Genomic DNA, 12,571 nt, shown 5'->3' on the forward strand with positions numbered 1-12,571 from the left:
GGATTCCGGGGCGGGGCCCCGATCTCCCGGCCGGTAGTACCGTCCGGCCGGGAGAGTGGGAAGTCAGCCGAGCAGACTTCCCTGCAGTTCGGCGCGCAGGTCCGGGGTGAGGACACTGCCCGCGCGATCCACCAGAAGAGCCATCTCGTAGCCCACGAGGCCGATGTCGCACTCGGGGTGCGCCAGTACGGCCAACGAGGATCCGTCCGAGACGGACATGAGGAAGAGGAATCCCCGGTCCATCTCGACCACGGTCTGGTTGACGGCGCCACCCTCGAAGATACGGGAGGCACCGGCGGTCAGCGAGGTCAGTCCGGAGGCCACGGCCGCCAGCTGATCGGCGCGGTCGCGGGGGAATCCTTCGGACATCGCCAGAAGGAGGCCGTCGGCGGAGACCACCACCGTGTGGGACACCCCGGGGGTGTTGTCCACGAAGTTGGTGATCAACCAGTTCAGGTTCTGTGCCGCCTGGCTCATCGAACTCAACTAACGCTCCTGCTGGTAAGTGGGGTCGATGTGGTAACTGCCGGTCGCCGGTCCGTTGTTGCCGGCCTGACGGCCCTGCTGGATACCGCGTCGGAGGTTGGTCAGACGGCCACGGACGTCGTCCGGCGCCCGCGAGACCTGCGGACCCGACTGCGCCTCGGCCTGCTGCTGCGCAGTGCCGGCCACGAGGTTCGCCCGCGGGACCCGGCGGGGCAGCCCCGAGGTCGTGATGCCGCCGGCGGCGGGCTGGCGCACGCGCTCGGCCTGCCGCATCAGCTCGTCGTTCGGCGAGGACTTCCAGCTGACGGTCGGCATGGCGCCGGTCGCCGTGCCGGCGGGCTCGGCCGCCTGCTCCTGGCCGCGCTGCGGCAGCGGCTGCTGCGGCGCCGGGGCCGCCGGAGCGGACTGCTGGCCCTGCTGGGGGATCGCCGTGGCCGGTCCCTGCGCGGGGGGCTGCTGCCCCTCCTCGCGGAACCAGTTCGACTCCAGGGTGTCGAAGATCGGGCTGCGGGCCTCGCCGGGGCTCTGGGCCGGGGGCAGCGCCTCCGGCCGGTGGGCCTGCGGCAGCCGCGGGGTCTCGGGACGCGCGGGCGGTACGGGTGCGTACCCGTTGCCGGCCTGCGGGGCCTGGGCCTGGGGCTGCTGCGGGGCGTAGCCGCCGACACCGGGGCCGCCGGGACGCTGGGGCTGGTAGCCCGGGCGCTCGAACTGTCCGGTGGTGGACGGGTCCACGGGGCCCCGCACGTCCGGACGCTCGAACTGTCCGGTCGTACTGGCGACGCCGTCCGCCTGGGGCATCGGGGCGTTGAAGTCCGGGCGGGCGAACTCGGCCGTCGAGCCGGGGCCCGAGAGCTCGTCGTGACCGCGCGCCTGGTCGCTGCCCCAACTGGTGGTCTGCGGCCCGGGGAGCTCCGCACGGGGAGCGCCACCGCGCGGCGGCAGCTGCGGCCGGGGGCCGTTCTGGGCCGGCGCCGCGGGAGCGGCCGGCTGCTGGGGCTGCTGCTGCTGCGACTGCTGCGGCTGTTGCTGCTGGGGCCGCTCGAAGGCGTTGCCCTGCGGGTATCCGGTCGGACCGGAAGCCGGACGGGCCTGCGGGCCACCACCGAATCCGGGACTGGGGACCGGACCGCGGGCCGGCAGCGGCGCACCGGCACCGAAGGCACCCTGGCCCTGGCCCGCGGTGGTCGGACCCTGCTGCGGACGGCCACCGGGACCACCCTGCTGCGGGCGACCGCCCTGCGGACGCTGGCCGGCGCCGTCGCGGCCCGGCAGAGCGGCGCGCTGGCCGCCACCGGCGACCTGGCCGCGCTGCGGACCCGAGCCCACGGACGGACGTGCGGCCGCGCCGCCCACGGCACCCTGCGCACCGGGAGCGCCACCGGGGCCGCCCTGGCCCGGCATCGGAGCCGGCTTCTTGCCGCCCTGGGCGACGTCCACCGGCAGCATGACGAGGGCCGTCGTACCGCCCGAGTCGGAGGGGCGCAGCTGGATGCGGATGCCGTGTCGCAGGGACAGGCGGCCGACCACGAACAGACCCATGCGTCGGGAGACGGAGACGTCCACGGTCGGCGGCGACGCGAGTCGCTCGTTGATCGCGGCGAGGTCCTCGGGGGAGAGGCCGATACCGGTGTCGTGGATCTCGACGAGCACGCGGCCGTCGGGCAGCGCGTGGCCGGTGACCTTGACCTTGGTCTGCGGGGAGGAGAACGACGTGGCGTTCTCCAGCAGCTCGGCGAGGACGTGCACGAGGTCGTTGACCACGCGGCCGGCGACGTCGGTGCCGGGCACCGAGGCCAGCTCGACGCGCTCGTACTGCTCCACCTCGGAGGCGGCGGCACGGAGCACGTCGACCAGCGGGACGGGGCGGGTCCACCGGCGGCCCGGCTCCTCGCCCGCGAGGACGAGGAGGTTTTCGCCGTTACGGCGCATGCGGGTCGCGAGGTGGTCGAGCTTGAAGAGCGAGGAGAGCTGGTCCGGGTCGGCCTCGCGCGACTCCAGTTCGGAGATGAGCGAGAGCTGACGCTGGATGAGGCCCTGGGAGCGGCGCGAGAGGTTGGTGAACATCGCGTTGACGTTGCCTCGCAGGAGGGCCTGCTCGGCGGCGAGGCGGACGGCCTCGCGGTGCACGTCGTCGAAGGCCGCGGCCACCTGGCCGATCTCGTCGCGGGTGTGCACGCCGACCGACTCCACGGACGTGTCCACGTCCTGCGGGTCGGACTCGGACAGCTGCTTGACGAGCTCGGGCAGTCGGTCCTGGGCGACGCGCGTCGCGGTGTCCTGCAGGCGGCGCAGCGAGCGGATCATCGAGCGGGCCATGACGAAGGCGCCGACGAGGGAGACACCGAGGACGAGGAGGATCAGGGCACCGTTGATGATGGCGTCCTGCTGGGCCTCGTTCTTCAGCTCACGGGCCTTCTGCTCCATCTCCTCGAGCAGGGTCAGCTCGATGACCTTCATGGCCTGGAGCTTGGTGCCGTCGGCGTCGTACCAGTCGAGCCAGGAGCGGTTCTTCTCCCGGAGGAACGCGTCCTGGCTGGCCAGGACACGGCGGGAGTAGCCGTCGGCGGTCGAGATCTCGGAGTTGCTGTCGCCCAGACCGGCGAGGAGCTCCTCGGTCCGGCCCTGGTAGACGAGTCCGAAGGTCGTCTTCGCCTGCTGCTCGCCCTTCTGGGCGGAGAGGGCGTAGAGCCGGTCGTTCTCCTTCAGCTCGCCCTGGCGCTCGTTGGTGTCGGGGAGCGAGGCGGCGATGATCGCGCGCTGGATGGAGGCGTACTCCTTGGCGGCGGAGAACGCGGCCAGGGCACGGGTACGCTTGATCATCTCCGGGTTGGACGTGGCCTGCGCCATGTCCTGGGAGAGCGAGAGCAGCGAGACGATGACCGCGTTGTACTCACTGACGGTCTGCTGGGCGCCGTTGATGTAGGCGCGGCTGCGGATCGTCTCGATGTTGGTGAGCTGGCGACCGATCTGCAGGACGTTGTTGCGGATCGACCTGAGCGTGTCGTCCTTCTCGCCCGTGCTGTCGACCTTGTCGGTCGCCGCGGCGAAGGCCTTGGCGGCGGTGTCGGTCTGCTGCCGGACCACGTCGACACTGCTGGTGGTCTTGCCCTTGGAGAGGGACAGCGGACCCGCGGAGAGGTCGCGCTCCTCCTGGAGCATGGCGGCCAGGTTGGTGGCCTGTCGCGTCATCGTCGTCAGCAGCTGCATGTGCTCCAGCTGTGCGATGTCGTTGAGCGAGTCGTTGATACGGAAACCACCGAGCGTGGTGGCGGCGACGACCGGCAGGGTCAGCAGCGACACGAGTCGCGTGCTGATGCGCCAGTTCTGCATGGCGAGGCGTGAACCGGGCCCGTTGGGGGCCTTCGGTATCGCCTCGTCCTGCTCAGCCGGTCCGGCAGGCGCGAGGGGTCCGGCTTTCGCCTTGACCCTGGCCTTCACGGACTTCCCACGGCCCTTCGCCTTCACCGCGGCGGAGGTGTCGGGGCCTGCGCCTTCGACAGCCGGCCCGCGGTTCTGGGCGTGCTGGGGCGAGGAGCCACGGTCGGTCCCGCCGCGCGGCTCCTGCTCCGCCGCAGCGCTGCCATCCCTCTTGAATCGTCCCTGCACTAGCGTCGCAACCTCTGGACCAGGCGTCCCGCCGGGCGACCGGTGGGACGGTGTCGAGTCGTGGGGCACTTGCCGCCCCATGGTGGTCGTCGGTGACCGGCGCGTCTTCCTCTCCTTGCCACCGCGCTCGGCGCGGTGTCGCGCCACCTGCGCGCCGGCTCATTCCCGCGGCGGTCCCGCGAATTCCAGCACAGTGGCGGATCTCCAACAAGGTGCGAGTGTCGGCCCGGAGAGTCGGTTACGTCTTGTGATGGATGGGCTACGCGATGTGCGACTGCATTCGGTAGAAATCGGACTTACGCCATCCAAACAACAGGGCTGCCAAGGTGTCCCAGTCGAGATGATCAGGAGCGGAATGCAGCATTCAGTGGCGCAATGTCCGTTTCGAGGGGTGGAATTGGCTGTCCGTTATGCCGGTAATGCCGGGTCAGGGGTGAGCAAACTCACACAGCCGTGGCCATTACTTCCTGGTTCGCCGGGGGATTCAGATGTTTAGCCTTGCCCCTTAAAGGGTTGGCGCCAGGGTTGGTGCATGCGACAGCCGACACTCATAGATCGAACCGAGGACCCCGAACTCAGATGAAGACGACGACGATGTTCCGCAACATAGCCAACCCCCGCCGCACGACCCTCGCGCACCTCAAGGACGCCGAGGACCTGCAGGCGGCACCGGCCACCCCGGAGCACGCCGTCGAGCTGCCGACGCAGACCGCGAACCCGCGCCGCACCGTCCTGATGAACGTGCCGGTCGCCGCCGCCGCGGAGTAGCCACCCCGCAAAGGAACGTGAAGCGCCGCTGCCCGCCGCGTTAGCCTGGGGTCCGCAGACTCCAGCCAGCGGAAATACAGAGGGGCAGACGCAACCGGTGCGCATCGCCAGGTTCTCGATCGACGGCAACGTCGCGTTCGGCGCGGTCGAGGGCGACGGCGCCCCCGGCGACGACTCCACGCTCGTGCTCGACATCATCAAGGGCATCCCCTTCGCGGACTTCGAGCTCTCGGGCACGAAGGTCCCGATGAGCAAGGTCCGGCTGCTGCCGCCCGTGCTCCCGAACAAGGTCGTGGCCATCGGCCGCAACTACGCGGAGCACGCGGCGGAGCTCGGCAACGCCATCTTTGACGATCAAGGCCGTCCCGACGCCCCGATCACCTTCTTCAAGCCCTCCACCTCGGTGGTCGGCCCGGGTGACCCGATCACCTACCCCTCCTTCTCCCAGGACCTCCACCACGAGGCGGAGCTCGCCGTGGTCATCGGCCGCATGTGCCGCGAGGTCCCGAAGGAGCGCGTCAAGGACGTCATCCTCGGCTACACCTGCGCCAACGACGTCACCGCGCGCGACGTCCAGCAGCGGGAGAAGCAGTGGGCCCGGGCCAAGGGCTTCGACAGTGCCTGCCCCCTCGGCCCCTGGATCGAGACCGACCTGGACCCGAGCGACCTGACCATCCAGTGCACGGTCAACGGCGAACAGCGCCAGCTCGGCCGTACCAGTGACATGGTCCGCTCCATCGAGGACCTGATCGTCCACATCTCCGAGGCCATGACGCTGCTGCCCGGCGACGTCATCCTCACGGGGACCCCGGCCGGAGTCGGCCCCCTCAACGTCGGCGACGAGGTCGCCGTCACCATCGAAGGCATCGGCACTCTCACCAACAAGGTGATCAAGCGTGGTTAACGGACCTGTCCGCGTACGTTTCTGTCCCTCCCCGACCGGCAACCCCCACGTGGGCCTGGTCCGGACCGCACTCTTCAACTGGGCGTTCGCCCGCCACCACGGCGGTACGTTCGTCTTCCGCATCGAGGACACCGACGCGGCCCGTGACTCCGAGGAGTCCTACGACCAGCTGCTCGACTCGCTGCGCTGGCTCGGCTTCACCTGGGACGAGGGCCCCGAGGTCGGCGGCCCGCACGCCCCGTACCGCCAGTCCGAGCGCATGGACATCTACGCGGACGTCGCGAAGAAGCTGCTCGACGGCGGCTACGCGTACCACTGCTACTGCTCCACCGAAGAGCTCGACGCCCGCCGCGCGGCCGCCCGCGTAGCCGGCAAGCCCTCCGGGTACGACGGCCACTGCCGCGAGCTCACCCCCGTGCAGGTCGAGGCGTACCAGGGCGAGCACCGCCCGGCGATCGTCCGCTTCCGGATGCCCGACGAGCCGATCACCTTCACCGACCTCGTCCGCGGCGAGCTGACCTTCACCCCGGACAACGTGCCGGACTTCGGCATCGTCCGGGCCAACGGCGCCCCGCTGTACACGCTGGTCAACCCGGTCGACGACGCGCTGATGGAGATCACGCACGTCCTGCGCGGTGAGGACCTGCTGTCCTCGACCCCGCGCCAGATCGCCCTCTACGCCGCACTGATCGAGCTGGGCGTCGCCAAGAGCACCCCCGCCTTCGGTCACCTGCCCTACGTGATGGGCGAGGGCAACAAGAAGCTCTCCAAGCGCGACCCCGAGGCTTCGCTCAACCTGTACCGCGAGCGCGGCTTCCTCCCCGAGGGCCTGCTGAACTACCTCTCGCTCCTCGGCTGGTCCTTCTCCAAGGACCAGGACGTCTTCTCGATCGAGGAGATGGTGTCGAAGTTCGACATCGACGGCGTGAACGCCAACCCGGCCCGCTTCGACCTCAAGAAGGCCGAGTCGATCAACGGCGACCACATCCGCCTGCTCGACCCGAAGGTCTTCGCGGACCGCTGCGCCCCGTGGCTGCGGGCCCCGCACGCCAACTGGGCCCCCGAGGACTTCGACGCCGAGGCCTGGGAGCGCATCGCGCCGTACGCGCAGACGCGCGTGGGCGTCCTGTCGGAGATCACGGCCAACGTCGACTTCCTGTTCCTCAAGGAGCCGGTCGAGGACCAGGCCTCGTGGGACAAGGCGATGAAGGGCGAGCCGGCCGCGCTGCTCACCACGGCGCGCGCGGGCCTGGAGTCGGCGGACTGGACCGACCCCGAGTCCCTCAAGCAGGCCGTCCTGACCGCCGGTGAGGCCCACGGCCTCAAGCTCGGCAAGGCTCAGGCCCCGGTCCGCGTGGCCGTGACCGGCCGCACGGTCGGCCTGCCGCTCTTCGAGTCGCTGGAGATCCTGGGCAAGGAGCGCTCGCTGGCCCGCATCGACGCGGCCCTGGCCAAGCTCTCCGCCTAGGCCCTCTCGTCAAAGTCCCGTCGGGCCCCCGACGCCGCTTTGACGACAGGACCTCACCCGCAGCAGCACCCGTCCGTCCCGCAGGGGGCGGCGGCCGGACCCCCGGCCGCCGCCCCCTGCGGCGTCCCGCCCACGATCCGGAAGGCCCCGCATGCCCCTCGCCGCTCCCGACTTCGACCGGCACTTCACGCCGGGCCACGCCTTCCGTGACGAGGAGGGAGACCTCGGAACCCTTTCGGTGGCGGACGGGGGCGAGCTGTGGCTGCCGACCGGCCGGCTGGTGGCCTGCGATCCCATGGCCTACCTGGGGCTGGACACCACGCCGGCGTTCCACGTCGAGGTGGCGCCGGGTCACTACCGGCTGGAAGCCGCCCTCGTCACCTGGTCCCCGGCCGACGGGCCGCCGCCGCAGGGGTCCCCCCGCCCGGATCTCGCCGCCCTGCGGCTGGTGGTCACGCAGGAGCCGACGGCCTCCTGGGAGCTCGCGCTCAGCGGCGAGCAGCGCCTGGACGACCTGGGGCCGGGCGAGCTCTACGGCTACGGCGTGGACGCCGGCGTGGGGGCCTTCCACGACGCGTCCGCCGGGCGGGACTTCGCCGACCGCGAGGCCACCCGGGAGCTGCTGCGCGCCCCGTTCCTCGCGGACGGGTACCGGCACCCCGGCCCCTACGTGCTCACCGGCCCCGGGGGCCATCAAGTGGCGGTCTTCCAGTCCGGCTGGGGCGACGGGGCGTACCCGACCTGGGTGGGGCGGGACGCGGCCGGCCGGGTCACCTGCTTCCTGACGGACTTCTTCGTCGTGCCCCCACGGGAGGGCGCTTCGGCATAGGCTCGGGCACATGCCGATCCGCGCCGTGCTGTGGGACATCGACGACACCCTCTTCGACTACACGGGGGCCGATGCCGTCGGGCTGGCGCGACAGGTGGAAGCCACGGGCCTGGCGGGCCGGTACGGGACCCCCGCGCAGGCGCTCGCGCTGTGGCGGGAGATCACCGACCGGCACTGGGCGCGCTTCGCGGCCGGCGAGGGAACCTTCCAGGGGCAGCGGCAGGAGCGGGTACGGGAGTTCCTGGAGGAGCCCGGGATGACCGCGGACGAGGCCGACGCCTGGTTCGACCAGTACGTGGAGCACTACAAGGCCGCCTGGACCGTCTTCCCCGACGTGGTGCCCGCCCTCGACGCCCTCGCGGCCGACTACCGCCACGGGGTGCTCTCCAACTCCTCCACCGCCAACCAGGACCCGAAGCTGCGCGACCTCGGGCTGCGCGACCGCTTCGAGGTGCTGGTCTGTGCCGTCGAACTCGGGGTCAGCAAGCCCGAGGCGGGGGCTTTCCTGGCCGCGTGCGAGGCGCTCGGGCTGCCGCCCGGCGAGGTGGCGTACGTGGGGGACCAGCCGGAGATCGACGCACGCGGAGCTCGTGACGCCGGATTGACGGCCGTCTGGATCGACCGCGACGGCGGTCGGGGCCCCGGGCCCGAGGGCGCGCACCGCATCGAGGGCCTTGACCAGCTCCCTCAGCTGTTGGCGCGGGATACCCGTTTTGGAGCACGGTCAGGCATCCGGTAATGTTCTTTCTGCGCCGCCGGAGCGGGCCGAAAGGCCGGACGGAGGCGCCACCCGAAGAAAAGCCCCGGTAAGGGGTTGACTTTTGGTGGGGTATAGTGTAATTGGCAACACGAGGGTTTCTGGTTCCCTTATTCTAGGTTCGAGTCCTGGTACCCCAGCGCAGTGCAGCAGTAACGCAGTGCTTTGCCCCCGTTGTGTAGCGGCCTAGCACGCCGCCCTCTCAAGGCGGTAGCGCCGGTTCGAATCCGGTCGGGGGTACAGATCCTTCCCGCGAGATCTCCAGGGTCGCACCCGGACGTCTTGATGCAGGATCGCTAGGGCCCCCGTTGTGTAGCGGCCTAGCACGCCGCCCTCTCAAGGCGGTAGCGCCGGTTCGAATCCGGTCGGGGGTACTGTTGGTCTGGTCTAGACCACTTTGGGCTATAGTGTAATTGGCAACACGAGGGTTTCTGGTTCCCTTATTCTAGGTTCGAGTCCTGGTAGCCCAGCGCAGTAAAAGCAGCACCAGCTAGCCCCCGTTGTGTAGCGGCCTAGCACGCCGCCCTCTCAAGGCGGTAGCGCCGGTTCGAATCCGGTCGGGGGTACGCATCGAAGAGGCCCTCCGCGTTCATCGCGGAGGGCCTCTTTCGCGTTGTACCGGCGCGCAGGTAAGTGCGGGCCCGGAGGCGCGTGTTTGGACGTGTGCGGCGTCGTACGCGCCCCCGGACCCGGAAGATGGGCGGGGGAGTGGCCCTGCGGCCGGGGAGGGGCTCAGCCGGAGCGGCGCAGGGCCTCCGAGAGTCGTGCGGCCGCGTCGATGACGGCCTGGGCGTGCATCCGACCCGGGTGGCGGGTCAGCCGCTCGATCGGTCCGGAGACCGATACGGAAGCCACCACGCGGTTCGACGGCCCGCGCACCGGCGCCGAGACGGAAGCCACACCGGGCTCCCGCTCGCCGATCGACTGCGCCCAGCCGCGACGCCGTACGCCCGAGAGCGCCGTCGCCGTGAAGCGCGCGCCCTGAAGACCGCGGTGGAGCCGCTCGGGCTCTTCCCAGGCCATCAGGATCTGCGCGGCCGAACCGGCCTTCATCGGAAGCGTCGAGCCCACCGGGACGGTGTCCCGAAGACCCGACAGCCGCTCCGCGGCCGCCACGCAGATGCGCATGTCTCCCTGACGGCGGTAGAGCTGCGCGCTCTCGCCCGTCACGTCACGGAGGTGGGTGAGTACCGGTCCCGCCGTGGCCAGCAGACGGTCCTCGCCGGCCGCGGCGGCGAGCTCCGCCAGCCGCGGTCCGAGGATGAACCGGCCCTGCATGTCCCTCGCCACCATCCGGTGGTGTTCCAGTGCCACGGCGAGGCGATGTGCCGTGGGTCGTGCGAGCCCTGTCGCCGCGACCAGCCCGGCGAGGGTGGCCGGACCGGACTCCAGTGCGCTCAATACCAGAGCTGCCTTGTCGAGAACGCCGACGCCGCTAGAGTTGTCCATGAAACGATATTCGCGTCTCACACTGTGAAACGCAAGTTCAATTTTTCCAAGAACCAGCGAGTCTGTATGTGCGGGTCCACGAACCACTGGGTCCGAGCCGTCGTCCGGGACGTGGGGTACGGGCGGCACGGCGCACGAGATCTCTATGAAGCGCCGGCACAACCGGCCGGCCGGAGGGAAAGCGATGGGTAGGACACTCGCGGAGAAGGTCTGGGACGACCATGTCGTCCGGCGCGCCGAAGGCGAGCCCGACCTCCTCTTCATCGATCTGCACCTGCTGCACGAGGTGACCAGCCCGCAGGCCTTCGAAGGACTGCGTCAGGCCGGCCGCAAGGTCCGACGCCTCGACCTCACCATCGCGACCGAGGACCACAACACCCCCACCCTCGACATCGACAAGCCGATCGCCGACCCGGTCTCGCGCGCCCAGCTGGAGACGCTGCGGGCGAACTGCGCCGAGTTCGGCGTGCGCCTGCACTCGTTGGGTGACGTCGAGCAGGGCGTCGTCCACGTCGTGGGACCGCAGCTGGGTCTGACCCAGCCCGGCACCACCGTGGTCTGCGGCGACTCGCACACCTCCACGCACGGCGCCTTCGGCGCGCTGGCCTTCGGCATCGGCACGAGCCAGGTCGAGCACGTGCTGGCCACCCAGACGCTGCCGCTGGCCCGCCCGAAGACGATGGCGATCACCGTCACCGGCGCACTGGCCGAGGGCGTCACCGCGAAGGACCTGATCCTGGCGATCATTGCCAAGATCGGCACCGGCGGCGGCCAGGGCTACATCCTGGAGTACCGCGGCGAGGCCATCGAGCAGCTGTCGATGGAAGCCCGCATGACCATCTGCAACATGTCGATCGAGGCCGGTGCCCGTGCGGGCATGATCGCCCCTGATCAGACCACCTTCGACTACCTGCAGGGCCGTGACCACGCCCCCACGGGCAAGGACTGGGACGCGGCGGTCGCGTACTGGAAGACCCTGCGCACGGACGACGACGCGGTCTTCGACGCGGAGGTCGTCATCGACGGCACCGCGCTGTCCCCCTTCGTCACCTGGGGCACCAACCCGGGCCAGGGCGCACCGCTGTCGGCGCACGTCCCCGACCCGGCTTCGTACGAGGACGCTTCGGAGCGCCTGGCTGCCGAAAAGGCCCTGGAGTACATGGGGTTGACCGCCGGACAGCCGCTGCGGGACATCAAGGTCGACACCGTCTTCGTAGGTTCCTGCACCAACGGCCGCATCGAGGACCTGCGCGCCGTCGCCGGCATCGTCGAGGGCCGCAAAGTCGCCGACGGCGTACGGATGCTGGTCGTCCCGGGCTCGGTCCGGGTCGCCCTGCAGGCCGTGGAAGAGGGCCTGGACAAGGTCTTCAAGGAGGCCGGCGCCGAGTGGCGGCACGCGGGCTGTTCGATGTGTCTGGGCATGAACCCCGACCAACTGGCGCCCGGTGAACGCTCCGCGTCCACCTCCAACCGCAACTTCGAGGGCCGGCAGGGCAAGGGCGGGCGCACCCACCTGGTCTCCCCGCAGGTGGCCGCCGCCACCGCGGTGCTGGGCCATCTGGCCTCGCCCGCCGACCTGTCCGCCGCCGACGCGACCGCCGGAGTCTGAACCATGGAAGCCTTCACCACCCACACCGGCCGGGCCGTCCCGCTGCGCCGCAGCAACGTCGACACCGACCAGATCATCCCGGCCCACTGGCTGAAGAAGATCACCCGCGACGGGTTCGAGGACGGGCTCTTCGAGGCCTGGCGCAAGGACCCCGAGTTCGTCACGAACCGCCCGGAGCGCGCCGGCGCGACCGTCCTGGTCGCCGGCCTCGACTTCGGTACGGGTTCCTCGCGCGAGCATGCCGTCTGGGCCCTGCAGAACTTCGGCTTCAAGACGGTCATCTCCTCCCGCTTCGCCGACATCTTCCGCGGGAACTCCCTGAAGAACGGTCTGCTGACCGTCGTCCTCCCGCAGGAGACCGTCGAGCGGCTGTGGGAGCTGACGGAGGCCGACCCGACCGCCGAGATCACGGTCGACCTGGTCGACCGCCAGGTGCGAGCGGAAGGCGTCGTCGCGGAGTTCGAACTCGACGACAACGCCCGCTGGCGTCTGCTGGAGGGCCTGGACGACATCTCGCTCACCCTTCAGAACGAAGCGGACATCGCCACGTACGAAAGCGCCCGACCCGCCTTCAAGCCGCGCACGATTCAGGCCTGATTCCTGCCTGATCAGCGCTTATTCGCCTTCGGGTGATCACATCGACAACACCGTGCCCCCCGCCCTCCGGCGGGGGGCACAGCCGTTTGTTGAGGCCC

10 protein-coding genes and 5 tRNA genes are annotated in these 12,571 nt (G+C 70.4%); 12 read left to right on the forward strand and 3 right to left on the reverse strand.

Translation table 11 applies throughout. The annotated features are described in order from the left end of the window. Nucleotides 1–63: 63 nt before the first annotated feature. Nucleotides 64–477: a roadblock/LC7 domain-containing protein gene (locus OG594_RS30915; RefSeq protein ID WP_030708442.1), complete on the reverse strand. Its 414-nt coding sequence runs from the start codon at nt 475–477 to the stop codon at nt 64–66. 9 nt (nt 478–486) lie between these two features. Then, entirely contained in the window at nt 487–4,092 is a 3,606-nt protein-coding gene (locus OG594_RS30920) for a sensor histidine kinase (RefSeq protein ID WP_266605324.1), read from the reverse strand. A 579-nt stretch (nt 4,093–4,671) separates the two neighbouring features. Between OG594_RS30920 and OG594_RS30925 the strand changes: the two genes are divergently transcribed. From OG594_RS30925 to OG594_RS30970, 10 genes are all read left to right on the forward strand, one after another. Next, nucleotides 4,672–4,860: a hypothetical protein gene (locus OG594_RS30925; RefSeq protein ID WP_030009260.1), complete on the forward strand. Its 189-nt coding sequence runs from the start codon at nt 4,672–4,674 to the stop codon at nt 4,858–4,860. Between the two features lie 97 nt (nt 4,861–4,957). Continuing rightward, nucleotides 4,958–5,764: a fumarylacetoacetate hydrolase family protein gene (locus tag OG594_RS30930; RefSeq protein ID WP_189745462.1), complete on the forward strand. Its 807-nt coding sequence runs from the start codon at nt 4,958–4,960 to the stop codon at nt 5,762–5,764. Beyond that, nucleotides 5,757–7,232, forward strand: a complete 1,476-nt coding sequence (gene gltX, locus OG594_RS30935; RefSeq protein ID WP_266605329.1) for a glutamate--tRNA ligase — start codon at nt 5,757–5,759, stop codon at nt 7,230–7,232. Before OG594_RS30930 ends, gltX begins: the two co-directional genes overlap by 8 nt. A gap of 151 nt (nt 7,233–7,383) precedes the next feature. Then, a complete protein-coding gene (locus OG594_RS30940) occupies nt 7,384–8,061 on the forward strand; it encodes a DUF4241 domain-containing protein (RefSeq protein WP_266605331.1) in 678 nt (225 codons plus the stop codon). A 10-nt stretch (nt 8,062–8,071) separates the two neighbouring features. Further along, nucleotides 8,072–8,800, forward strand: coding sequence for an HAD family hydrolase (locus OG594_RS30945; RefSeq protein WP_266605333.1), 729 nt, complete (start codon nt 8,072–8,074; stop codon nt 8,798–8,800). A gap of 86 nt (nt 8,801–8,886) precedes the next feature. Next, nucleotides 8,887–8,958 (forward strand) — tRNA-Gln (locus tag OG594_RS30950). Nucleotides 8,959–8,985: 27 nt separating this feature from the next. After that, nucleotides 8,986–9,058, forward strand: a tRNA-Glu gene (locus OG594_RS30955). A gap of 61 nt (nt 9,059–9,119) precedes the next feature. Beyond that, nucleotides 9,120–9,192, forward strand: a tRNA-Glu gene (locus OG594_RS30960). A gap of 24 nt (nt 9,193–9,216) precedes the next feature. Next, a tRNA-Gln gene (locus OG594_RS30965) sits at nt 9,217–9,288 on the forward strand. A gap of 23 nt (nt 9,289–9,311) precedes the next feature. Next, nucleotides 9,312–9,384, forward strand: a tRNA-Glu gene (locus tag OG594_RS30970). Between the two features lie 166 nt (nt 9,385–9,550). On the opposite strand, the gene ndgR is transcribed toward OG594_RS30970, so the two are convergent. Beyond that, nucleotides 9,551–10,267, reverse strand: a complete 717-nt coding sequence (gene ndgR / locus OG594_RS30975) for an IclR family transcriptional regulator NdgR (protein ID WP_073911130.1) — start codon at nt 10,265–10,267, stop codon at nt 9,551–9,553. A 184-nt stretch (nt 10,268–10,451) separates the two neighbouring features. Between ndgR and leuC the strand changes: the two genes are divergently transcribed. After that, the gene (gene leuC / locus OG594_RS30980; protein WP_266605337.1) at nt 10,452–11,876 is read left to right on the forward strand and encodes a 3-isopropylmalate dehydratase large subunit; all 1,425 of its coding nucleotides are present in this window, start codon (nt 10,452–10,454) and stop codon (nt 11,874–11,876) included. A gap of 3 nt (nt 11,877–11,879) precedes the next feature. Then, the gene (gene leuD, locus OG594_RS30985) at nt 11,880–12,473 is read left to right on the forward strand and encodes a 3-isopropylmalate dehydratase small subunit (RefSeq protein ID WP_266605339.1); all 594 of its coding nucleotides are present in this window, start codon (nt 11,880–11,882) and stop codon (nt 12,471–12,473) included. Nucleotides 12,474–12,571 lie beyond the last annotated feature (98 nt).

It is taken from the genome of Streptomyces sp. NBC_01214 (assembly GCF_026340975.1).
Lineage (GTDB): Bacteria > Actinomycetota > Actinomycetes > Streptomycetales > Streptomycetaceae > Streptomyces.